The organism is Streptomyces sp. B3I8 (assembly GCF_030816915.1).
Taxonomy (GTDB): domain Bacteria; phylum Actinomycetota; class Actinomycetes; order Streptomycetales; family Streptomycetaceae; genus Streptomyces.
The window spans coordinates 3,598,898-3,621,935 of record NZ_JAUSYN010000002.1 but is presented as its reverse complement, the minus strand read 5'-3'; the positions used below and the strand labels follow the sequence as shown (position 1 = coordinate 3,621,935).

General features: G+C 72.1%; 18 protein-coding genes. 8 read left to right on the top strand and 10 right to left on the bottom strand.

Annotated features, from left to right (window positions below; genetic code table 11):
• Window positions 1–109 precede the first annotated feature (109 nt).
• From QFZ64_RS18205 to QFZ64_RS18195, 3 genes are all read left to right on the top strand, one after another.
• Window positions 110–1,936: an acyl-CoA dehydrogenase gene (locus QFZ64_RS18205; protein WP_307067019.1), complete on the top strand. Its 1,827-nt coding sequence runs from the start codon at window positions 110–112 to the stop codon at window positions 1,934–1,936.
• Window positions 1,937–2,112: 176 nt separating this feature from the next.
• On the top strand, window positions 2,113–3,435 hold the full coding sequence (locus QFZ64_RS18200; protein WP_307067017.1) for a M18 family aminopeptidase: 1,323 nt from the start codon (window positions 2,113–2,115) through the stop codon (window positions 3,433–3,435).
• Between the two features lie 161 nt (window positions 3,436–3,596).
• Window positions 3,597–3,854 (top strand): DUF6458 family protein, encoded by a 258-nt coding sequence (locus QFZ64_RS18195; protein WP_030376873.1) that lies wholly within the window; start codon window positions 3,597–3,599, stop codon window positions 3,852–3,854.
• A gap of 109 nt (window positions 3,855–3,963) precedes the next feature.
• On the opposite strand, the gene QFZ64_RS18190 is transcribed toward QFZ64_RS18195, so the two are convergent.
• Window positions 3,964–5,793: an NHL domain-containing thioredoxin family protein gene (locus QFZ64_RS18190; RefSeq protein ID WP_307067013.1), complete on the bottom strand. Its 1,830-nt coding sequence runs from the start codon at window positions 5,791–5,793 to the stop codon at window positions 3,964–3,966.
• Between the two features lie 175 nt (window positions 5,794–5,968).
• On the opposite strand from QFZ64_RS18190, the gene QFZ64_RS18185 reads away from it, so the two are divergent.
• Window positions 5,969–6,490: an LURP-one-related/scramblase family protein gene (locus tag QFZ64_RS18185; protein WP_307067011.1), complete on the top strand. Its 522-nt coding sequence runs from the start codon at window positions 5,969–5,971 to the stop codon at window positions 6,488–6,490.
• Between the two features lie 77 nt (window positions 6,491–6,567).
• On the opposite strand, the gene QFZ64_RS18180 is transcribed toward QFZ64_RS18185, so the two are convergent.
• A complete protein-coding gene (locus QFZ64_RS18180) occupies window positions 6,568–7,404 on the bottom strand; it encodes a carbon-nitrogen family hydrolase (protein WP_307067009.1) in 837 nt (278 codons plus the stop codon).
• A gap of 229 nt (window positions 7,405–7,633) precedes the next feature.
• Between QFZ64_RS18180 and QFZ64_RS18175 the strand changes: the two genes are divergently transcribed.
• Window positions 7,634–8,458, top strand: coding sequence for a maleylpyruvate isomerase family mycothiol-dependent enzyme (locus tag QFZ64_RS18175; RefSeq protein ID WP_307067007.1), 825 nt, complete (start codon window positions 7,634–7,636; stop codon window positions 8,456–8,458).
• Window positions 8,459–8,594: 136 nt separating this feature from the next.
• Here QFZ64_RS18175 and QFZ64_RS18170 read toward each other — a convergent pair whose 3' ends face one another.
• Both QFZ64_RS18170 and QFZ64_RS18165 read right to left on the bottom strand, forming a co-directional pair.
• On the bottom strand, window positions 8,595–9,935 hold the full coding sequence (locus QFZ64_RS18170; protein WP_307067005.1) for a nitrate/nitrite transporter: 1,341 nt from the start codon (window positions 9,933–9,935) through the stop codon (window positions 8,595–8,597).
• Window positions 9,932–10,636: a GntR family transcriptional regulator gene (locus QFZ64_RS18165; RefSeq protein WP_307067003.1), complete on the bottom strand. Its 705-nt coding sequence runs from the start codon at window positions 10,634–10,636 to the stop codon at window positions 9,932–9,934. The genes QFZ64_RS18170 and QFZ64_RS18165 overlap by 4 nt, the downstream gene beginning before the upstream one ends.
• Window positions 10,637–10,828: 192 nt before the next feature.
• Between QFZ64_RS18165 and QFZ64_RS18160 the strand changes: the two genes are divergently transcribed.
• A complete protein-coding gene (locus tag QFZ64_RS18160) occupies window positions 10,829–11,767 on the top strand; it encodes a D-alanyl-D-alanine carboxypeptidase family protein (protein ID WP_373430626.1) in 939 nt (312 codons plus the stop codon).
• 273 nt (window positions 11,768–12,040) lie between these two features.
• On the opposite strand, the gene QFZ64_RS18155 is transcribed toward QFZ64_RS18160, so the two are convergent.
• From QFZ64_RS18155 to QFZ64_RS18140, 4 genes are all read right to left on the bottom strand, one after another.
• Window positions 12,041–13,534: a dihydrolipoamide acetyltransferase family protein gene (locus QFZ64_RS18155; protein WP_307066998.1), complete on the bottom strand. Its 1,494-nt coding sequence runs from the start codon at window positions 13,532–13,534 to the stop codon at window positions 12,041–12,043.
• A gap of 12 nt (window positions 13,535–13,546) precedes the next feature.
• Window positions 13,547–14,536 carry an alpha-ketoacid dehydrogenase subunit beta gene (locus QFZ64_RS18150; protein ID WP_307066996.1) on the bottom strand — a complete coding sequence of 330 codons (990 nt, stop codon included), beginning with the start codon at window positions 14,534–14,536 and terminating at the stop codon, window positions 13,547–13,549.
• Between the two features lies 1 nt (window position 14,537).
• Window positions 14,538–15,929 (bottom strand): pyruvate dehydrogenase (acetyl-transferring) E1 component subunit alpha, encoded by a 1,392-nt coding sequence (gene pdhA, locus QFZ64_RS18145; protein ID WP_307066994.1) that lies wholly within the window; start codon window positions 15,927–15,929, stop codon window positions 14,538–14,540.
• A gap of 509 nt (window positions 15,930–16,438) precedes the next feature.
• Window positions 16,439–18,052, bottom strand: a complete 1,614-nt coding sequence (locus QFZ64_RS18140) for a protein kinase (protein WP_307066992.1) — start codon at window positions 18,050–18,052, stop codon at window positions 16,439–16,441.
• A 388-nt stretch (window positions 18,053–18,440) separates the two neighbouring features.
• On the opposite strand from QFZ64_RS18140, the gene QFZ64_RS18135 reads away from it, so the two are divergent.
• A complete protein-coding gene (locus QFZ64_RS18135) occupies window positions 18,441–20,159 on the top strand; it encodes a Stk1 family PASTA domain-containing Ser/Thr kinase (protein WP_307066990.1) in 1,719 nt (572 codons plus the stop codon).
• 183 nt (window positions 20,160–20,342) lie between these two features.
• Here QFZ64_RS18135 and QFZ64_RS18130 read toward each other — a convergent pair whose 3' ends face one another.
• Window positions 20,343–20,882, bottom strand: a complete 540-nt coding sequence (locus QFZ64_RS18130) for a bacterial proteasome activator family protein (RefSeq protein WP_307066988.1) — start codon at window positions 20,880–20,882, stop codon at window positions 20,343–20,345.
• A 507-nt stretch (window positions 20,883–21,389) separates the two neighbouring features.
• Between QFZ64_RS18130 and QFZ64_RS18125 the strand changes: the two genes are divergently transcribed.
• Window positions 21,390–21,953: a hypothetical protein gene (locus QFZ64_RS18125; protein WP_307066986.1), complete on the top strand. Its 564-nt coding sequence runs from the start codon at window positions 21,390–21,392 to the stop codon at window positions 21,951–21,953.
• Window positions 21,954–22,008: 55 nt separating this feature from the next.
• On the opposite strand, the gene QFZ64_RS18120 is transcribed toward QFZ64_RS18125, so the two are convergent.
• Window positions 22,009–22,989, bottom strand: coding sequence for an NAD(P)H-quinone oxidoreductase (locus QFZ64_RS18120; RefSeq protein WP_307066984.1), 981 nt, complete (start codon window positions 22,987–22,989; stop codon window positions 22,009–22,011).
• Window positions 22,990–23,038: the final 49 nt, after the last annotated feature.

Sequence of the window (23,038 nt, the reverse complement as noted above, 5' to 3'; positions counted from 1 at the left end):
GGGGTTGATTCTTATTACCGACGGGTAGCATCATCGGAGCTACTTATCGGTACGTGAACCAGCCGCGAGGAGCCAGCACCTCGCCGAATCCCGCAACGGAGCCGTCGCCATGGGCCACTACAAGCCGAATCTCCGCGACATCGAGTTCAACCTCTTCGAGGTGCTCGGCCGCGACAAGCTGTACGGGAGCGGCCCGTTCGCGGAGATGGACGTCGACACCGCCAGGAGCATCCTCGAGGAACTGACCCGCCTCTCCGAGAACGAGCTGGCGGAGTCCTTCGCGGACGCCGACCGCAACCCCCCGGTCTTCGACCCGAAGACCAACACCGCGCCGGTCCCCGCCTCCTTCAAGAAGAGCTACCAGGCCTTCATGGACTCCGAGTACTGGCGCCTCGGCCTGCCCGAGGAGATCGGCGGCACCACCGCCCCGCGGTCCCTGATCTGGGCCTACGCCGAGCTCATCCTGGGCGCCAACCCGGCCGTGTGGATGTACTCCTCCGGCCCGGCCTTCGCCGGCATCCTCTTCGACGAGGGCAACGAGACCCAGAAGCACATCGCGAAGACCGCCGTCGAGCGGCAGTGGGGCTCCACCATGGTCCTCACCGAGCCGGACGCCGGCTCGGACGTCGGCGCAGGCCGCACCAAGGCCGTGCGGCAGGAGGACGGCTCCTGGCACATCGAGGGCGTGAAGCGCTTCATCACCTCCGGCGAGCACGACATGTCGGAGAACATCCTCCACTACGTGCTCGCGCGCCCCGAGGGCGCCGGACCCGGCACCAAGGGCCTCTCCCTCTTCCTCGTCCCGAAGTACCTCTTCGACTTCGAGACCGGCGAGCTCGGCGAGCGCAACGGCGTCTACGCCACGAACGTCGAGCACAAGATGGGCCTGAAGGTCTCCAACACCTGCGAGATGACGTTCGGTGACAAGCACCCCGCCAAGGGCTGGCTGATCGGCGACAGGCACGACGGCATCCGCCAGATGTTCCGCATCATCGAGTTCGCCCGCATGATGGTCGGCACGAAGGCGATCTCCACGCTGTCCACCGGCTACCTCAACGCGCTGGAGTACGCCAAGGAGCGCGTCCAGGGCCCCGACCTCGCCCAGTTCATGGACAAGGCGGCCCCCAAGGTCACCATCACCCACCACCCCGACGTCCGCCGCTCCCTCATGACGCAGAAGGCGTACGCGGAGGGCATGCGCGCCCTGGTGATGTACACCGCCTCCGTCCAGGACGCCATCCAGGTCAAGGAGGCGGGCGGCGAGGACGCCTCCGCCGAGCACGCCCTCAACGACCTGCTCCTGCCCATCGTCAAGGGCTACGGCTCCGAGAAGGCCTACGAGCAACTCGCCCAGTCGCTGCAGACCTACGGCGGCTCCGGCTTCCTCCAGGAGTACCCGGTCGAGCAGTACATCCGGGACTCCAAGATCGACACCCTGTACGAGGGCACCACCGCGATCCAGGGCCAGGACTTCTTCTTCCGCAAGATCGTCCGCAACCAGGGCGCGGCGCTGAACTCGCTCGCCGGGGACATCAAGAAGTTCCTGGAGCTCGGCACCGGCGGCGAGGAACTGGCGGGCGCCCGCGCGCACCTGGCCAAGGCCGCCGTCGAGCTGGAGTCGGTCGTCGGCCTGATGCTCGCCGACCTGGCCGCCACCGAGCAGGACACCAGGAACATCTACAAGGTGGGCCTCAACACCACCCGCCTGCTGCTCGCCTCCGGTGACGTCGTCGTCGGCTACCTGCTCCTCAAGGGCGCCGCCATCGCCGTCGAGAAGCTGGAGACGGCGTCCGCCAAGGACAGGCCGTTCTACCAGGGCAAGATCGCGGCAGCGAAGTTCTTCGCGGCCGAGGTGCTGCCCGGGGTGACGCTCGCCCGCAAGCTGGCCTCGGACGTCGACCTGGACCTCATGGAGCTCGACGAGTCCGCTTTCTGACGGACCGCCCGCAGCAGGTCGCCACGTCCGCTACGCGGGTGGATCACCCGGTCCGCCCGCTCCGCCCGACGAACCGGTCTGTCCGACGAACCGGTCTGTCCGACCTCCACACCGTCCTCACCAGGGCCCGCTTCCGATCCCGGGAGCGGGTCCTTCGCCGTCGTTAAGGTGAACCCATGCGCACATCCCCCCGCTTCGACCGCGGCCACACCGACGACCTGATGTCCTTCGTGACGGCGAGCCCGTCGCCGTACCACGCGGTGGCGACATCCGCCGAGCGGCTGGAGAAGGCCGGATTCCGGCAGGTCGCCGAGACGGACGCCTGGGACGCGGAGACCCCGGCGGCGTCCCCCGCCGGCACCGGCGGCCGCTATGTGCTGCGCGGTGGCGCGCTGATCGCCTGGTACGTCCCCGAGGGCGCCGCCCCCCACACCCCCTTCCGCATCCTCGGCGCCCACACCGACTCCCCCAACCTGCGGGTCAAGCCGCTGCCCGACAGCGGCGCCCACGGCTGGCGGCAGGTCGCCGTCGAGATCTACGGCGGCCCCCTGATGAACTCCTGGCTCGACCGCGACCTGGGCCTGGCCGGACGCGTCTTCCTCCGCGACGGCTCCACCCGCCTCGTCGACGTCGACCGGCCGCTGCTGCGCGTCCCCCAGCTCGCCATCCACCTGGACCGCTCGGTCGGCTCCGACGGCCTCCAGCTCGACAAGCAGCGCCATCTGCAGCCCGTGTGGGGACTGGGCAACGACGTGCGCGACGGCGACCTCATCGCCTTCCTGGAACAGGAACTGGAACTCACCGCCGGCGAGATCACCGGCTGGGACCTCATGACGTACCCCGTGGAACCGCCCGCCTACCTCGGCCGCGACCGGGAACTCCTCGCCTCCCCCCGCCTGGACAACCTCCTCTCCGTGCACGCCGGCCTCGCCGCGCTGACCGCCGCCGCCTCCGCGCCGGAAAACCTCACCTCCATCCCCGTACTCGCCGCCTTCGACCACGAGGAGACCGGCTCCCAGTCCGACACCGGCGCCGACGGCCCCCTGCTCGGCTCCGTCCTGGAGCGCTCGGTGCTCGCCCGCGGCGGCTCCTACGAGGACCGGGCACGCGCCCTCGCCGCCACCGTCTGCCTCTCCTCCGACGTCGGCCACGCCGTCCACCCCAACTACGCCGAGCGGCACGACCCCACGCACCACCCGCGGGCCGGCGGCGGACCGATCCTCAAGGTCAACGCCAACAACCGCTACGCCACCGACGGTTCGGGCCGTGCCGTGTTCGCGGCCGCCTGCGAGAAGGCCGGCGTGCCCTTCCAGTCCTTCGTCTCGCACAACTCCATGCCGTGCGGCACGACCATCGGTCCCATCACCGCCGCCCGCCACGGCATCCGGACCGTGGACATCGGCGTCGCCATCCTCTCCATGCACAGCGCCCGCGAGATGTGCGCCGCGGCCGACCCTTACCTGCTGGCCAGGGCCCTGACGGCGTTCCTGGAGAGCTGAGCCCGACTCCCCCTCAGGAACCGACCCTTCCTCAGAACGCCTCCGTCGAATCCCCGTTCCGCCCGTGCGCGGCGGACGGGAGCCGGGGTCCCGCATGCCGGTGCGCGCCGGGGGTACCCGAACAGGGCCGGAGGTTCCGGCACGACAGGGAGGGCGATCTCATGGGCCTGGGCGGATGCATCATCCTCATCGCCGTGGGGGCCATCCTCACGTTCGCGACCGACTGGCACATGAACGGTGTCAACCTCGATCTCGTCGGCCTCATCTTCATGATCGTCGGTCTGATAGGGGTCACCACGTTCAGCAGCATCGCCAGGCGCCGCCGCGTCATGGTGCCGCCCACGACGACGGTCGTCGAGGAGGAACGGCACCACCACCATCACACCGGAGACGGCTACAGCGACGGGTACGGGGTCTGACGGCCGCCGGTCTCTGACGGCGTCCGACGGCCGCCGGGCCCGGGGCGCCCGCCGCGCCCCTGCCGTGTTCGGCGCTCGCGGCGCCCGGCGCGCCTGCCGTGCTCGGCGCTCAGCCGGTCCCGGCGGTGTCCATCCCCGCCAGCACCAGCGGCAGCCGGTCCGCGCCGTCCCCGGTGACGCGCACCGGGACACCCCAGTCCTGCTGGTGGACATGGCACGCCGGGTACTCGTTGGCGGCATCGTCGTCGCAGGACGCGGCCATCGCCGAGACGTGCAGCACCCCCTCGGGTATGGAGGGGTCCAGCTCCAGCGTGCGCGCCAGATCCGTGCCCGCGCCCTCGCCCGACAGCAGCAGCTCCGGCGGTGTCGAGGAGACCAGCAGCCGGGTCGAGGGGCCGTAGCGCGTGTCCAGCTTCTGACCGGCCGGCGCCTGGAAGATCACGTCGAGGCGCAGCGCGCCCGCCGCCACCTCCGTCGCCGCCCGCCGCGTGCGGTGCGCCACCGCGTCCACCCGGATCGCCTCCTCGGGCAGCCGCAGCCGGGTCAGCCGGTGCCGGGCCGACTCCACGACCACGATGTCCCCGCCGACGACCACCGCGTCACTGGGCTCACGCAGATCCGTGGCCAGCGTGGTGACCTCGCCCGTCGCCGGGTCGTAGCGGCGCAGCGCGTGGTTGTAGGTGTCGCTGACCGCCACCGAACCGTCCGGCAGCGCGGTCACCCCCAGCGGGTGCTGGAGCAGGGCCTGCTCCGCCGCCCCGTCCCGGTGCCCGAAGTCGAACAGACCGGTGCCGACCGCCGTGTGCACGGCGCCCTCGGTGTCCACCCAACGCAGGGCCGAGGTCTCGGAGTCGGCGAGCCAGAGCCGCTCGGGCGTGGCGGCGAGCCCGGAGGGCTGGGCGAACCAGGCCTCGGCGCCGGGTCCGTCCACCAGCCCCTCGTTCGTCGTCCCCGCCGCGACCCCGACCGTTTCCGACGCGGGGTCGTACGTCCACAGCTGGTGCACGCCCGCCATCGCGATCCACACCCGGCCGCCGAACACGGCCACGTCCCACGGCGAGGACAGGTCCACCTCGCGCGCCGGACCGGAGGAGGGCGAGCCCTGCCACCACTGCCGTCCGGTGCCCGCGAGCGTCGTCACCTCGCCGGTGGCCACGTCCAGGCGGCGCAGCGCGTGGTTGACGGTGTCGGCGACGACCACCGCGCCGTCGTCCAGCAGCGCCAGGCCCTGCGGCTCGTTGAACGCCGCCGCCCCGGCCGGACCGTCCGCGAAGCCGCGCGCGCCGTTGCCGATGCGCCGCACCACGCTCTCGCCGTCCGCCGCCAGCTCCACGAGCTGATGCCGGGTGGTGTCGCTGACCAGGAAGTTCCCCGAGGGCAGCAGCACCGCCTTGCCGGGGAAGCGGAGCGTGGTGGGCTCCGGCTCGGGCGCCACGTACGGCCCGTCCCCCCGGCGCAGGGTGCCCTTGGCCTCGTGCTCGGCCTCCAACTCCTCTACCAGCTTCTCGATCGCGTGCGCGTGTCCCTCACCCGCGTGCTGGGCGACCACGTACCCCTCGGGGTCGATCACCACCAGCGTGGGCCAGGCCCGCACCGCGTACTGCTTCCAGGTGGTCAGCTCCGGATCGTCGAGCACCGGGTGCTCCACTCCGTACCGCTCGACGGCGTCCACCACCGCCCGGTGCTCCGCCTCGTGCACGAACTTCGGCGAGTGCACCCCGATGATCACCACCGTGTCCCGGTGCTTCTCCTCCAACTCCCGCAGCTCGTCCAGGACGTGCAGGCAGTTGATGCAGCAGAAGGTCCAGAAATCAAGGATCACTATGCGACCGCGCAGGTCGGCGAGGGTGTACTGGGTGTCGCCCGTGTTCAGCCAGCCGCCCTTTCCCACCAGCTCGGGGGCGCGGACACGGACGCGTCGGGATGTGCTCTCACTCATGCGTCAAGGGTGGCACGACCGCGCGGAAAGCCTCCGGGCCTGTGGATAACCTCGCGTCCGAAAGACGCCCGGCTGTGGACGTCCGTCGCACCCGGACACGGCGCCCGGGGCGGGGTCCGGTCCGTCCGCCCACTGGCGGCTTTCCGGAGCGGGACGCCGGGGAAGCCGTACGGGTATGAGATTCCTCGTACGCGACCGGCTCCTCGGCATCGGTGACGACTACTGGATCGAGGACGAGCACGGCGCCAGGGCGTTCCTCGTCGACGGCAAGGCGATGCGGCTGCGGGACACCTTCGAGCTGAAGGACACCGGCGGCAACGTCCTCATCGACATCCACCGGAAGATGTTCGCGCTGCGCGACACGATGGTGATCGAGCGGGCCGGCGAACCGCTCGCCACGATCCGCCGCAAACGGCTGTCGCTGCTGCGCAACCACTACCGCGTCACGCTGGCCGACGGGACCGAGCTGGACGTCAGCGGCAAGATCCTCGACCGGGAGTTCGCCGTCGAGTACGACGGGGAGCTGCTGGCGGTGATCTCCCGGCGGTGGCTGCACATCCGGGAGACGTACGGCGTGGACATCGTCCGTGACGACGCGGACCCGGCGCTGCTGATCGCGGTGGCGGTGTGCGTGATCCACCTCGCGGAGAAGGAGCGGGAGGGGAGCGGGGTCGGAGTCGGGGTCGGGGAGGACTGAGAGCCTTTCCCGGTCGCCTCCCCGCGGGCCGGCGGCCGGCGGGGCCGGGCGGCCGGCGGGTCAGGCGGCCGGCGGGGTCAGGCGGCCGGTGGGGTCAGGCCGAGGACTCGGTCCTTCAGGGCCGGGAACTGGTCCCTCGTCCTCGCCACCCTCGCCGGGTCGAACTCGACCGTGAGGACCTCCTCGTCCGGGCCTGCCTCGGCCAGGACCTCGCCCCAGGGGTCCACCACGATCGAGTGACCCGCCTGGGGAACCCCGGCGTGCGTCCCGGCCGTTCCGCAGGCGAGGACGAAGGACTGGTTCTCGACCGCGCGGGCCTGCGCCAGCAGCGTCCAGTGGGAGCGGCGGCGCTCCGGCCAGCCCGCCGGGATCACAAGCGTCTCGGCGCCGGCGTCGACGAGCCCGCGGAACAGTTCGGGGAAGCGCAGGTCGTAGCAGGTGGCCACGCCGATCGTGGTCTCCGGCAGGGTCACGGTCACCAGCGTGTCGCCCGCTCCCATCAGGACGACCTCGCCCTTGTCGAAGCCGAACCGGTGGATCTTGCGATAGGCGGCGGCGAGCTCGCCGGAGGGGGAGAGGACAAGTGACGTGTTGTACAGCCGGCCTTCGGCGGCCGGGCTCTTGGCGGCCGGGCTCCCGGCGGGCTGCGCCGCGCCCCGCTCGGGGATCGAGCCGGCGTGCAGCCAGACGCCCGCGTCGCGCGCCGCCCGGGCCATCGCCTCGTACGTCGGACCGCGCAGCGGTTCCGCCTCGGCGGCGAACGCCTCGTAGGCGAAGGCTCCCGTGGTCCACAGCTCGGGCAGCACGACCAGATCGGCACCCGCCTGTTCCCGTACGAGACAGGCGGCGCGGGCGCGGCGCGCTTCGACCGATTCGTCCTCGTCTACGCCGATCTGGATGAGGGAGGCGCGCACACTACCACCGTCCTGGCATTCGACCCGTCCGTCCGGGCCTACGATCGTCACACGAAAGCACTGCCGGGGTACCCCACAGCAGCGTAACTTAACGGTCCTGGACACCCGCTGACAGACGTTGACACGACGCTGGGGGCCACCGCAGAAGCATTCCGTCCACCGACAACGCCGTCGGCGACCGCCGCCGCCACAACTGCCCGCGCACCGACCGCCCGAGGGGTCCCGTTCCGTGAGTCTGCATCCCACCCTCCAGCCCTACGCCGACGCCTGGACCCACTCGATCGACGCGATATCCGAGCTGGTGCAGCCGCTCGTGGAAGGCGAGTGGAACCGGCGGACCCCGTGCCCGGCCTGGTCGGTCCGCGACGTCGTCTCGCACGTCATAGGGATGGAGTGCGAGATGCTCGGCGACCCGCGGCCGATCCACACCCTCCCGCGCGACCTCTTCCACGTCACCAACGAGCACCAGCGGTACATGGAGATGCAGGTCGACGTCCGCCGGCACCACACCGGCCCGGAGATGACCTCCGAGCTGGAGTACACGATCATCCGCCGCAACCGCCAGCTACGGAACGAATCGCGCGATCCCGGCACGAAGGTGCGCGGCCCCCTCGGCACCGAGCCGACGCTGGAGGAAGCCATGCACCACCGGGCCTTCGACGTGTGGGTGCACGAACAGGACCTGCGCGCCGCCCTCGGCCGTCCCGGGAACCTCGACTCCCCGGGCGCCCAGATCGCCCGGGACCTGCTGCTCGCCCGGCTGCCGAAGGTGGTCGCCAAGGACGCGGGGCTGCCGCCCGGCTCCGCGGTCGTCATCGACGTGCACGGCCCGATCGAGTTCCTGCGCACGGTCCGGGTGGACGAGGAGGGGCGCGGGTCGATAGACGGCGCGCCCTCGCTGGGCCCGGTGGTCAGCCTGACGCTGGACTGGGAGACGTACGTGCGGCTGGCCTGCGGCAGGGTCACGGCGGACGCGGTCGCCGACCGCATCAAGGCGGAGGGCGACCCGGAGCTGACGGCGGCCATCCTGCGGGAGTTCACGGTCACGCCGTAGCGTCACCCGGCGGAACCGGGCGACGTGACACCGGAGGGAACAGGGCGGAACCGCCGGCGGAGGGAGAGCGACCGGGGGCACGCGTGCTCCCGGCGACGCAGCCCTCCGCCCACCGGACCGTGCGACGCCCGCGGGCCTACGAGACGCCCTTCCCCGGTCCGCCGGCGGCGACCGGCACGTGCACGGTCTGCACCCGGCTCGCCACCAGCCGCTCCCGCTCGCGCACCGCCACGCGTCCGCGCAGCCGCAGGATCTGGCTGATGCCGAGCGCCTGGAGGACGAACACCGCGGAGAACGCCAGTGAGTAGTCGTTCCCGGTCGCGTCCAGCAGCACGCCGATCGCGAACAGTGTCGTCATCGAGGCGACGAAACCGCCCATGTTGGTGATACCGGAGGCCGTGCCCTGACGTTCGGCCGGGTTGGCGGGCCGGGCGAAGTCGAAGCCGATCATCGACGCCGGTCCGCACGCGCCCAGCACCACGCAGAGCGCGATCAGCAGCCACATCGGCGCCCTGTCGCCCGGGTACGACAGCGTGGCCGCCCACAGCAGGGCCGTCGCGCCCACCGTGCCGAGCGCCAGCGGCAGCCGGGCCGCGTTGCGCCGGGCCACGAGCTGCCCGTACACCAGTCCGACGGCCATGTTGGACAGCACCACCAGGGTCAGCAGCTCCCCGGCCGTCGCCCGGGACAGCCCCTGCGCCTCGACGAGGAACGGCAGCCCCCACAGCAGCAGGAACACCATCGCCGGGAACTGCGTGGTGAAGTGCACCCACATGCCGAGCCGGGTGCCGGGCTCCCGCCAGGACGCCGCGATCTGCCGGCGCACGTAGGCCGCGCCCTGGTGCGGGACGGGCTGCGGCGCGTGGCCCTCGGGGTGGTCCTCGAGGAAGAGCACCAGCAGGACGAGGACGACGGCGCCGGCGAGCGCGCTGCCCGCGAAGGCCGCCGTCCAGCCCAGACCGTGCAGGAGCCGGGCGATGACCAGGGTGGAGACCAGGTTGCCCGCCATGCCGGCCAGCCCGGCGAGCTGCGCGACCATCGGGCCGCGCCGGGCCGGGAACCAGCGGGTGCCCAGACGCAGCACGCTGATGAAGGTCAGCGCATCGCCGCAGCCCAGCAGCGCCCGGGAGGCGAGCGCGGTGCCGTACGACGGCGAGAACGCGAAGCCGAGCTGCCCCGCGGTGAACAGCACGACGCCGATCGTCAGCACCTTCTTGGTGCCGAGCCGGTCGACCAGCAGGCCGACGGGGATCTGCATGCCCGCGTAGACCAGGAGCTGCAGGATCGAGAACGTGGAGAGCGCCGAGGCGTTCACATGGAACCGGTCCGCCGCGTCCAGTCCGGCCACGCCCAGGGACGTACGGAAGATGACGGCGACGAAGTAGACACAGACGCCGATCGACCAGACGGCGATCGCCCGCCGGCCGCCGGGCGGGTCCCCGGGCAGGCGGACGGACGGGGTGGAGGCCGCGCTCATCGGACCTCTCCCCGGGCCAGGTGGGAGAACCAGCTGACGTGGTCGTGCAGCAGTTCGACGACCTGTTCGGCGTCGCCGTCGCGCAGCGCTTCGAGGATCTGCCCGTGTTCGGTGAGCGTCCTGGTGACCCGCTCGGGGTGGGCGTGCATGGCGGCGACGCCCATGCGGAGCTGGCGGTCGCGGAGCTGGTCGTAGAGACGGGAGAGGATCTCGTTGCCGCCGCTGCGCACGATCTCGGCGTGGAAGCAGCGGTCGGTGACCGCTGCCTCGGCCAGCTCTCCGGCGGCGACCTGCTCCTCCTGCCGGGCGAGCAGTTCCTCCAGCCGGGCGAGGAGCGCGGGCGGCGCGGGCACCGCCTTGCGGGCCGCGTGCGCCTCGACGAGCTGCCGGGTCTCGACGACGTCCGCGATCTCCTGGGCGGAGACGGGCAGGACGAGGGCGCCCTTCTTCGGGTAGAGCCGCAGCAGGCCCTCCGCCTCCAGACGGAGCAGCGCCTCCCGCACGGGGGTGCGCGAGACGCCGGCCTCCTCGGCCAGGCCGCCCTCGGTCAGCAGCGTCCCACCCTCGTAGCGGCGCTCCAGCACACCCTGCTTGACGTGCGCGTACACCCGGTCGGCGGCCGGGGGCCGCTTGCCGGGCAGGGTGGGCGTGGGATGGGTGGGTGGCGCGTCGGGGGCGGTACGGGCGGGCGGCGAAGACATGCGCACAGCATAGATACAACACGTACGCATGCGGTCCGGCGTCCGGAGTGTGGACGCCCGCCGGACCGGTGTGAGGCACACCTCGACAACAGCACATCCTTTTGTGCTACTTACAAGTCTGACGAAGTGGCGGCAGTTTCATCTCGCCGCCCTCCAGGGGCATTTCATCGCATCAGAGTGCGGACGCAGGACATGCGACGCACAGCGGTGCAAGACGACGCAATCGGAGCGTTCACGTTGATTACCGCTATTAGGGGCGCTCGGCTCCGCAGGGCCGCCGCCGCCGTGGTCACCACCGGCGCCGTGCTGACCACCGGAGCCCTCACCGCGGCTCCCGCGCAGGCCGTCACCAAGCCCACGATCACCGCCAAGGGCGGGTTCGTGATGAACAACGGAACCGGCAAGTCCCTGTACACCAAGAAGGCCGACACCCGGCTGTCGACCGGCTCCACCACGAAGATCATGACGGCGAAGGTGGTGCTGTCCCAGTCCCACCTGAACCTGGACTCCAAGGTCACGATCCAGAAGGCGTACAGCGACTACATCGTCCGCAACAACGCCTCCTCCGCCCACCTCATCGTCGGCGACAAGGTGACCGTCCGTCAGCTCCTGTACGGGCTGATGCTGCCCTCGGGTTGTGACGCGGCCTACGCGCTCGCCGACAAGTTCGGCTCCGGCTCGTCCCGTTCGGCGCGGGTGAAGTCGTTCCTCTCCAAGATGAACTCGACCGCCAGGAGTCTCGGCCTGACCAACACGCACTTCGACTCGTTCGACGGCATCGGCAGCGGCAACAACTACTCCACGCCGCGCGACCTGACCAAGCTCGCGAGCAACGCGCTCAAGAACTCCACGTTCCGCTCGGTGGTCAAGACCAAGTCCACCAAGCAGAAGGTGACCACCAAGAGCGGCGGCTACCGCTACATGAACTGGAGCAACACCAACCCGCTGCTCAGCGGCTACAGCGGCACCATCGGCGTCAAGACGGGCTCGGGCCCGGAGGCCAAGTACTGCCTGGTCTTCGCCGCGACCCGGAACGGCAAGACGGTCATCGGCACGGTCCTGGCGTCCTCCTCCGTCGCCAACCGCACCGCCGACGCGAAGAAGCTGCTGAACTACGGCTTCGCCGTCTGATCCGGCGGACGGCGGCCCCACCCGGGCCGCCACCGGGAAGGGGCTCGCCGGCTTCGCCCGGCGGGCCCCTTCCCGCTGTCCGGCCGCCTCGCCACCCGAGGAGTCCCCGGTACGCACGTGGTGGTCGGTCCGCCATGCACAGGGGGCGCCGGTGTACGTGCTCGGCCGGCCCTGACGGGCGGCCGTACCGCGGCCGGAAACGGCGGAAGGAGCGTCGCATCTCCCACATGCGGCGCTCCTTCCGCCTTTCGGCGGCCTACCGTGCCCGGCCGGTCACCCCCAGGTGATCAGCCTCTTCGGGCGCTCCAGGACCGCGGCGACGTCGGCCAGGACCTTGGAGCCCAGTTCGCCGTCGACCAGCCGGTGGTCGAAGCTCAGGGCGAGGGTGGTGACCTGGCGCGGCTTCACCTTGCCCTTGTGGACCCACGGCTGGAGCTTGATCGCGCCGACCGCCAGGATCGCGGACTCCCCGGGGTTGAGCAGCGGTGTTCCGGTGTCGACACCGAAGACGCCGACGTTGGTGATGGTCACCGTACCGCCCTGCATGGCCGCCGGGGAGGTCTTCCCCTCGCGGGCGGTGGCCACCAGTTCGCCGAGGGACGCGGCCAGCTGCGGCAGCGTCTGGGCGTGCGCGTCCTTGATGTTCGGCACGATCAGTCCCCGTGGGGTGGCGGCCGCGATGCCCAGGTTGACGTAGTGCTTGACCACGATCTCCTGGTTGGCCTCGTCCCAGGACGCGTTGATCTCCGGGTGGCGCCGGACGGCGACCAGCAGGGCCTTGGCGATCAGCAGGAGCGGGTTGACCCGCAGGCCCTCCAGCCCGTACTCAGCGGGGGACGCCTTGAGCTCCTCGACCAGTTTCATCGTCCGCGTCACGTCGACCGTCACGAACTCCGTGACGTGCGGTGCCGTGAACGCGGAGCCGACCATCGCCGCCGCCGTGGCCTTGCGGACGCCCTTGACGGGGACGCGGGTCTCCCGCGCGGCGTCGTACGAGACGGCCGGGGCGGGCGGTGCCGCCTGGGGGGCGGCCTGCGGGACGGTGGCCTGCGCGGCGGCCGGGGCCCTGGTCGGCGCCTCGACGGGTGTCGGGGCCGCCGCCTTGTGAACGTCCTCGCGGGTGATGACGCCGTCGGGGCCCGAGGGTGTCACCGCCGCCAGGTCCACGCCCAGGTCCCTGGCGAGCTTGCGCACCGGGGGCTTGGCCAGCGGGCGCCGCCCGCCGTGTCCGTTGAGCGCGGGCGGCTCCGGTTCCGCGGCCGGCTGCCCGGCCTCCGGCCCGGGGACCGCCTCCCGCAGCGCGGTCGCCGCGTAGAGCGTCTCCTCGGCCGGGGCGGCCGGCGGCCCTCCCGGCTGGGGCTTGCGGGGGCGGCGGCGGGTGGCGGACTCGGCGACGCCGTAGCCCACCAGGACCGGCGTGCGGACGCTCGGCGCGGCGGGCTCCTCCGCGGCGGCCGGGGTCGCCTCGGGCGCCTCCTCTCGGACGGGCGCCTGCTCGGCGGCGGCGCCGGCCACCGACACCGCGATGATCGGTGTGCCCACGTCGACGGTGGTGCCCTCGGGGAAGCGCAGCTCGCGCACCACCCCGTCGTAGGGGATGGGCAGCTCGACGGCGGCCTTGGCCGTCTCGACCTCGCACACCACCTGGCCGTCGCTGACCGTGTCGCCGGGCTGGACGTACCACTTGAGGATCTCGGCCTCGGTGAGTCCCTCGCCGACGTCCGGCATCTTGAACTCGCGTACGGACGCGTCAGTCATCGTCGTCACGACCCTCTTCTCTCAGTACGCCAGCGAGCGGTCGACGGCGTCCAGCACCCGGTCCAGATCCGGGAGGTAGGACTCCTCCAGGCGGGCCGGCGGGTAGGGGGCGTGGTAGCCGCCGACCCTGAGCACGGGGGCCTCCAGGTGGTAGAAGCACCGCTCGGTGATGCGGGCGGCGATCTCCGCGCCGGAGCCGAGGAACACCGGCGCCTCGTGGACCACGACCAGGCGGCGGGTCTTCTCCACCGAGGCCTGCACGGAGTCGAAGTCGAGCGGAGAGATCGACCGCAGGTCCAGGACCTCCAGGGACCTGCCCTCCTCCGCGGCGGCGTCGGCCACCTCCAGGCACAGCTTGACCATCGGGCCGTAGGCCACCAGCGTCACGTCCGTGCCCTCGCGGACCACCCGGGCCCTGTGCAGCGGGCCCGGGATCGACTCGGTGTTGACCTCGCCCTTGTCCCAGTAGCGCCGCTTGGGCTCGAAGAAGATCACCGGGTCGTCGCTCTGGATGGCCTGCTGCATCATCCAGTAGGCGTCCGAGGCGTTCGACGGGGAGACCACCTTCAGGCCCGCCACGTGCGCGAACAGCGCCTCGGGAGACTCCGAGTGGTGCTCCACCGCGCCGATGCCGCCGCCGTAGGGGATGCGGACGACGACCGGCAGTTTGACCTTGCCCAGCGAGCGGGCGTACATCTTCGCGAGCTGCGTGACGATCTGGTCGTACGCGGGGAAGACGAAGCCGTCGAACTGGATCTCCACCACCGGGCGGTAGCCGCGCAGGGCGAGGCCGATCGCGGTGCCGACGATGCCGGACTCGGCGAGCGGGGTGTCGATGACCCGCTCCTCGCCGAAGTCCTTCTGCAGCCCGTCGGTGACGCGGAAGACGCCGCCGAGCTTGCCCACGTCCTCGCCCATGACGAGAACCTTGGGGTCCGCCTCCAGGGCCTGCCGCAGCGACTCGTTGATCGCCTTGGCGATCGCCATCTTCTCGGTCTTCTGGTCGGACATCTCACTTGCCCCCTTCCGCGTCCGCGAACGACGCCTGGTAGGCGGCGAACTGGGCGCGCTCCTCGTCGACCAGCGCGTGTCCGTCCGCGTAGGCGTTCTCGAAGATGGCGAAATGGTCCGGGTCCGGCATGGCACGGACCGCTTCGCGCACTCGCCTGCCCAACGCCTCGCTCTCGTCCTCGAGTTCCGCGAAGAACCCCTCGTCCGTGTGGTTTGCGGCGGTGAGGTGGGCGCGCAACCGGGCGATCGGGTCCTTCGCCTCCCAGGCGACCCGCTCGTCGTCGTGCCGGTAGCGGCTGGGGTCGTCGGACGTGGTGTGAGCGCCCATGCGGTAGGTGAACGCCTCGACCAGCGTGGGGCCCTCGCCCCGGCGGGCCCGCTCCAGCGCCCACTTGGTGACCGCGAGGCAGGCAAGGACGTCGTTGCCGTCGACGCGGACGCCCGGGAAGCCGTAGCCCCGGGCGCGCTGGTAGAGCGGCACACGGGTCTGCTTCTCGGTCGGCTCGGAGATCGCCCACTGGTTGTTCTGGCAGAAGAACACCACGGGGGCGTTGTAGACCGCGGAGAAGGTGAACGATTCGGCGACGTCGCCCTGGCTGGAGGCACCGTCCCCGAAGTAGGCGATCACGGCCGCGTCGGCGCCGTCCTTGGCGATGCCCATGGCGTAGCCGGTGGCGTGCAGCGTCTGCGAGCCGATGACGATCGTGTAGAGGTGGAAGTTGTTGCTGTTCGGGTCCCAGCCGCCGTTGTTCACGCCGCGGAACATGCCGAGCAGGTTGGTCGGGTCGACCCCGCGGCACCAGGCGACGCCGTGCTCACGGTAGGTCGGGAACACGTAGTCGTCCGGGCGGGTGGCGCGGCCGGAGCCGATCTGGGCGGCCTCCTGGCCGAGCAGCGACGCCCACAGGCCCAGCTCGCCCTGGCGCTGCAACGAGGTGGCCTCGGCGTCGAAGCGGCGGGTGAGGACCATGTCCCGGTACAGGCCGCGCAGGTCCTCGGGGGTGAGGTCGGCGACGTACGGGTCGTACTCGGCGTTCTCCACCCGCTCGCCCTCGGGCGTCAGCAGCTGGACGAGGTCGTGCTCGTCGGCGGCCGTGCTCGCGGCGGGCTTCCCGGCGGCCTTCTTGGCGGCGCGCGGCTTCGACGCGGCGCGTTTGCCACCGGAGGTCCCGGTGGCGCGGGTGGTACCGGCGGTACCGGCGGTCTTGCCGGCGCGAGTGGTGCGCCCGGTGCTCGCGGTGCGCTTCGCCCCCGCGGTGCCGGTACCCTTGTCCGCCGGGTCGGCGCCCGCGCCGGCCTCGCCGGCCGAGCCGGCCGGCTCGGTGCCGGTGGCGCCGGCCTTGCCTCCGGCGCTGCGTCGCGCCTTGCGCGCGGCAGTGCTCTCCACGGTCACGTGTGCTCCTCCGTCGGTCCGGCTCCCGGGTTCGCCGGGTGCCTGGGGTCTCCCCGGCCCGTTCCGAGCCCGGGAGAGCGGCTCGCCCGCTCCTGTGGGGCGCACGGGGTGGGTGCGGCCCGGTCGGGAACAGGCGTGACAGGTGCCCCGGCGAGCGCCCTGCGGAACAGCACGTTACCCAGTGCTTCACATTTCTGTGAAACCCCTTCTGACCTGCGATTTTGCTTGGGCTTCCAAGTAAATCGAGAAGTCGGGAACAGTTGCTGGTCACAGCCTTGCAGGGGGCCGGAACAAGGGCACGTTATCCCGGTGAGCCGCGTCACGTGAAGAGTTCGCCGCCGGCGGGGTCGATGATCGCGGTCCTGGTGGATGTCCCCCGGAAACCGGAAAAAATCACCCGTTCCACCCGTTTCGGTGGTCCACCCGTTCACAGCGGGCACGACGAGGCCCCGGCCGCGGCGATGAAGCCGCGACCGGGGCCGCTGTCACGCGTGTCGGGCGCCGTGCGTTCAGCCCTCCGCGCCCTCGTCCGAGCCGGCGCCCCCGTCGTCGCCGCCGGCGCCACCGCCACCGGCGCCCGCGTTGCCGCCCGAGGAGGCCGGGGGCGACTCGCCGCCCGCCGGGGAGGACGGCTGGCCGGCCGGTGACGACGCCCCGCCGGCGCCGCCCACCGCGCTGTCGGGCGACGACTCCTCGTTGCCCGGCTGGGACTCGGTGTTCGTCGGCTTCCGGGTGTACTGGTTCGTCGGCTTCCGCGGTTCCTCGTAGTTCGACCCCGCGTTCGACCCGGTGTCCTCGTCCGTGGAGTCGTCGCTCTGCGTGGCCGTCGGCGTCGGGTCGTCACCCTTGTCCTTGTTGGACCGCGTCACCGTCGGCGACGTCTTGGGGTCGTCACCGCCGCCCCCGCCGCCGCCGGAGTTGTTCAGCGCGAGCGCCACACCCGCCACTATGGCGACGACCGCGAGGACCGCGAGGATCCACAGCTTGCCGCGCCCGCTGCCCTGGTTCCCGTGCCCCTCGAAGCCGCCGTCGTCCCCACCGCCGTACGGAGGCAGGATCGGCTGCGGGACGACCGTGGTGCCCGAGTCGGTGGGATGCGGCAGCACCGTCGTGCCGGCGAGGCCGGCGGCCGGGGTGTGCCGGCCGTCGTGACCACCCACCGGACCGGTGTTCCAGGTGCCGGTGTGACCGCCCTCGTCGTACAGCATCTGCAGCCCGTACTGGACGAGCCCGCGCATCTCCTCCGCCGTCTGGAACCGGTCGTCCGGCTCCTTGGCGAGGGAGCGCATCACCAGTCCGTCGAGCTCCGGCGGGCAGCCGTCGGAGGTCCGGGACGGCGGCACCGGCATGTCCTGCACGTGCTGGTAGACCACCGACAGCGGGGTCTCGCCGACGAACGGCGGGCGCAGCGCGAGGAGTTCGTAGAGCAGGCAGCCGGTGGCGTACAGGTCGGAGCGGTGGTCGACGGCCTTGCCGAGCGCCTGTTCCGGCGACAGGTACTGGGGAGTTCCCATGACCATGCCGGTCTGCGTCATCGTCGTGGACGCGCCGTGCAGCGCGCGGGCGATGCCGAAGTCCATGACCTTCACGGCGCCGTTGTGCGTGATGATGACGTTGGCCGGCTTGATGTCGCGGTGCACGATGCCGTGCTGGTGCGAGTAGGCCAGCGCCTCCAGGACCCCGGAGACGATGATGAGCGCCTGTTCGGGGCCGGGCGCCTCGGCGTTGAGCAGCAGGTCGCGGATGGTGCGGCCCTCGACCAGTTCCATCACGATGTACGGGACGGACTGGCCGCCGACGACGTCCTCGCCCGAGTCGTAAACAGCCACGATGGCATGGTGGTTGAGGCCGGCGACCGACTGGGCCTCACGCGTGAAGCGGGCCTTGGAGACCGGGTCCTCGGCGAGGTCGGCGCGCAGCAGTTTGACCGCGACCGTCCGGCCGAGCCGGACGTCCTCGGCCGCGAACACCTCCGCCATGCCGCCCCGGCCGAGCCGGTGGGTCAGCCGGTACCGGCCGTCGCCGACCAGACCGCCGTTGCCCCAGTTCTCCGGTGTCTCCGACATGCCGCCGCCACTCGCCTCGGGGTCGGACGGGCCCTGGGCGCGCTGCGTCTGTGCCATCAGTCCTCGCCGTCGTTTCTTCCCGCGGTCTGCGCGGTGGTTGTCACGGTCTTCCGTCGGGTCACGCTACAGGCTCCGCGCGAGGCGGCGGCCCCCCTTGGATTTCGAGTGGACCGGTCATGAAACCGGTCGCGGGTCCCTCCGTGCAAATTCCGTGTACCGGGGGTACGACACCGGTAACGCTTGCGCGACGCTTCTTTCGCGTAGGGTCACGGAACGGGCACCGAGCTTGACGTGTCGGTGCCCTGGGGCAGACTTGGCCGGGAATGAGCCAGTCGATCAGTAATCAGCCAGTCGCCCGGTCGGAAGCGCGCCGGTCGGAGGCGGGCGGGGAACGCGGGAGCGGGGCCCTGGTCGGCCGCCGCGACGCCGATGGGGGACGCAGAACATGAGCCAGGACGGCCAGAGCCGGTACGCGGGGCGATCGGTGGCCGGTGGCCGCTACCAGCTGCGTGATCTGCTCGGCGAGGGCGGCATGGCCTCGGTGCACCTCGCCTACGACTCCGTGCTCGACCGGCAGGTCGCCATCAAGACGCTGCACACCGAACTCGGCCGGGAACAGGCCTTCCGTGAGCGGTTCCGGCGCGAGGCGCAGGCCGTGGCGAAGCTCACGCACACCAACATCGTCTCCGTCTTCGACACCGGCGAGGACACCTCCCTCGGTGACGGCCCCGGCGGCACGGGCGCGCCCACGCCGTACATCGTCATGGAGTACGTCGAGGGCCGCCCCCTCGGCTCGGTCCTGGAGTCGGACATCCGGCAGTACGGCGCGATGCCTGCGGACCGGGCGCTGAAGGTCACCGCGGACGTGCTGGCGGCGCTGGAGATCAGCCACGAGATGGGGCTGGTGCACCGGGACATCAAGCCGGGCAACGTGATGGTGACCAAGCGCGGCGTGGTGAAGGTGATGGACTTCGGCATCGCCCGCGCCATGCAGTCCGGCGTGACGTCCATGACGCAGACCGGCATGGTCGTCGGCACCCCGCAGTACCTCTCGCCCGAACAGGCCCTCGGCCGTGGGGTGGACGCGCGCAGCGACCTGTACTCGGTCGGCATCATGCTCTTCCAACTGGTCACCGGGCGGCTGCCGTTCGACGCGGACTCACCGCTGGCGATCGCGTACGCGCATGTCCAGGAGGAGCCGGTGGCTCCCTCGTCGATCAACCGCTCGCTGCCGCCGGCGGTGGACGCGCTGGTCGCCCGCGCGCTGAAGAAGAATCCCAACGAGCGCTTCCCCAGCGCCGAGGCGATGCGCGACGAGTGCCTGCGGGTGGCGGCGGCGGTCAGCCAACCCGCGCCCAACATCGTCGCGGGCACGCAGGCGCAGTCCGGGGCGGGCGTCGGGGCCGCGGTGTTCCCGCCGGTCGACCGGTCGGCGCCGAACGGTCCGACGGGGCCGGTGCAGACGCCGTACCAGCCGATGCCCCCGTCGACGCCCCAGCCGAACCCGTACGGGGGCCCGGCGCCGGTGCCGGGCCCGCACTCCCCGGCGTACGGCTATCCGCAGCAGGGGGGCTACGGCACCCCGCCGCAGCAGGCCGGGTACGCGCCGCAGCAGGGCGCCTCGACGCCGCCGCCGTACACGCTCCAGCCGCAGGGTCCGGCGTCCGGGTCCGGTGGCGCCGGGGGCCCCAACGGTTCCGGCGGCTCGGGGACCAAGGGCAACCGGGGTGTGATCATCGGGTCGGTGGTCGTGGCGGTGGTCGCCGTCCTCGGCCTGGTGACCGCGCTGATCGTCTCCAACGACGACGGGAACGACAGCCGGGCCGACCGCGCCCGTGCCTCGGCCTCCCAGAAGGCTTCGCGGCAGTCCGGGCACAAGGGCCCGGACATGACGAAGACGATCGAGAAGACGAAGTGCACGGAGCCGGACACGTCGTACACCGACGCGGACCAGATCACCGTCCCGAGCTTCCAGTTCAAGAACCTCACGTCGGTGAAGGACTGCCTCCAGGCGGCCGGCTGGCAGTACGACGTCGTCCGCACCGACGAGAACACCTACGGCGAGGACACGGTCATGGACCAGTACCCCGCCGCCGACACGGACGTCGATCCCAAGAACATGCCCAAGATCAAGCTGACGGTCTCCACGGGCGACCCGGCGTAGCCGACGCGTCACGGCGGGGCCGCCCCGCGCAGCCCGACGCGTCACGGCGGGCCTGATTCGACCGTCGGCGTCACGGTGGGGCCTCGCACGGCCGACCCCCCGGGGCCTTGGGGCTCCCAGGGGGTCGGTGACAGAGGGGAAAGGGCGAAAGGGTCGACGGGGCAGAAAAAGCCGACGGGCGGATCAGAGGTACGGTCCGCCGGAGCGGCCGCCCTGTCGGGGGTCCTCCTCGCCCTCCCCGCCCATGCCCGGCGGCAACGCCCGCCGCATCTGCTCCAACTGCGCCCGCGCGGCCATCTGCTGTGCGAACAGCGTGGTCTGGATGCCGTGGAACAGCCCTTCCAGCCATCCCACCAACTGCGCCTGCGCGATGCGCAGTTCCGCGTCGCTCGGCGTCACCTGGTCCGTGAACGGCAGGGACAGCCGCTCCAGCTCCTCCACCAGTTCGGGGGCGAGCCCGTCCTCCAGCTCCTTCACCGAACTGGCGTGGATCTCCCGCAGCCGCTGCCTGCTGGCCTCGTCCAGAGGAGCCGCCCGCACCTCCTCCAGCAACTGCTTGATCATGCTCCCGATGCGCATGACCTTGGCCGGCTGCTCGACCATCTCCGTCACCGGGATCTCGCGGGAGTCGTCGTCCCCGGTGCCGCCGAGTGCCATGCCGTCCTGGCCGACAACCAGGATCGGGGGGTTCTCCGGCGACCGTTCGTTCCTCGGCATCTCCATGACGCCATTGTCTCGCACCTCGCCGTCACCCCATCGTGCCGCCCCCGGCTCCCGGCCCGCCCCGGCGGGACCGCTGCCCGAACGGGCGGCGCCGGCGTGCCGTACCGCACGGCCCGTGTGACGCTGAGGGCATCCGATCTTTCTGCCCGACGAGCACGGGAGGGGGCGGGGCGGGTGACTCCGTGGCCACACAGCCGGCCGGCATCTCGCGCACGGCAGCACTGCGGCCACTCTCCGCTCCGCGCCCTGCGCACGGCGGCTCTGCCTCTCGCCCTCACGACGGGCGCACTCCTCGCCGCGCAGCCCGCCTGCGCCACCCCGCCCGCACCCCACCAGCGCCACCAGCACACGGCCCCGCTCACCGCCACGCCCCGGGAACCCGGGCAGTCCGGCGAGTCAGGGGAGCCCGGGACGTCGGACGCCACTCCGCCCCGCCCGCGTCCCGGTCGCCAGGCCCCCGCCCGGCCCCGGCCCCCGGCACCGGAGCCCGCCGCCCCACCGGGTTCCGTGCCTCCCGGCCGGGCCGACCGCCCCGACCGGCCTGACCGACCCGACCGGCCGGCCGGTCACGACCGTCCGGACCGCCCCGGCGGACCGTCGCGGGACACGGACGGGCCCCGGCCCGGCGCCCCGGACGGGACCAGCGCCCCGGAGCCCTCCGCGCCCGGCCCCCGCCCCACCGGCTCCGCGAGCGCGGTCACCGGCTCACCGTCCCCCGGGACCCCCGCTTCTCCCGAGACCCCCGGCACGCGGGAGTCCGACGACGCCGCGGGCAAGGAGCGCCCCCCTCACACCGACGCCCCCGACGGCGTCGGCCCCGGCCTCGGCCCCGGCGATCAGGCCGCTGGTACCGGTGCCGGGGAACCGAGCCGCCCCGCCGGGACCGCCGCGACCGGCGAGACCGCTGCCGACGATCCGGCCCTCGCCGCCGAGCCGCCGCTCGCCGTGCCCCGACGGTCCACCGCCGCGCCCGTGACGCGGATCCTGCCGCTGGGCGGCGGACTGGTCCTCGTCGGCCTGGGCCTCGCCCTCGCCCTGCTCGCCCTCCGCGTCCGCCGTGCCCCGGCCTGAGTCACGGCGCCGGCGACCGAGTCACTGCGCCGGCGGCGTCACAACACCGGCCGCCTCACGGCGCCACCAGCAGCACCTTGCCGATGTGTCCGCTCTCCTCCAGCACCCGGTGCCCCTCGGCCGCGTCGTGCATCGGCAGCTCCCGGTCGACGACCGGCCGTACGTGGCCGTCGGCGATCAGCGGCCACACGTGCTCCCGTACGGCCGCCACGATCGCCGCCTTCTCGGCCGGCGGCCGGGCCCGCAGCGAGGTCGCGCTGACCGCGGCCCGCTTGCCGAGCAGCGTGCCGATGTTCAGCTCGCCCTTCGTGCCGCCCTGCATGCCGATGATCGCGAGCCGCCCGTTGACCGCGAGGGCGTCCACGTTGCGCGCCAGGTACTTGGCGCCCATGTTGTCGAGGATGACGTCGGCCCCGGCCCCGTCGGTGGCACCCCGTACCTCCTCGACGAAGTCCTGCTCGCGGTAGTTGATCAGTACGTCGGCGCCCAGGTCCGCGCAGAAGTCGAGCTTCTCCTTGGTGCCCGCGGTCACCGCGACCCGCGCGCCGACCGCCTTGGCGAGCTGGATCGCCATGGTGCCGATGCCGCTGGAGCCGCCGTGCACGAGCAGTGTCTCGCCGGGGCGCAGATGCGCCACCATGAACACGTTGGACCAGACGGTGCAGGTCACCTCGGGCAGCGCGGCCGCCTGCCGCAGCTCCAGGCCCTCGGGCACGGGCAGCAGCTGGCCGACCGGGACGGCGACCTTCTCGGCGTAGCCACCGCCCCCGAGCAGCGCGCACACCTCGTCGCCGACGGCCCGGCCGGACACGCCGGGGCCGAGCGCGGCGATCCGCCCCGCGCACTCCAGGCCCGGGTACGCGGGGGCACCGGGCGGCGGCGGGTAGAAACCCTGCCGCTGCATCAGGTCCGCGCGGTTGACGGCGGTGGCCACCACCTCGAGGAGGACTTCGCCCTCGCCGGGTACGGGATCGGGGACCTCCGCCCACACCAGCGCCTCGGGTCCACCGGGTTCGGGAATCGTGATCGCATGCATGGCGCCGACGCTACTCCGCGCGCCCCCGCCCGCATCCGCGCCCCGCGCC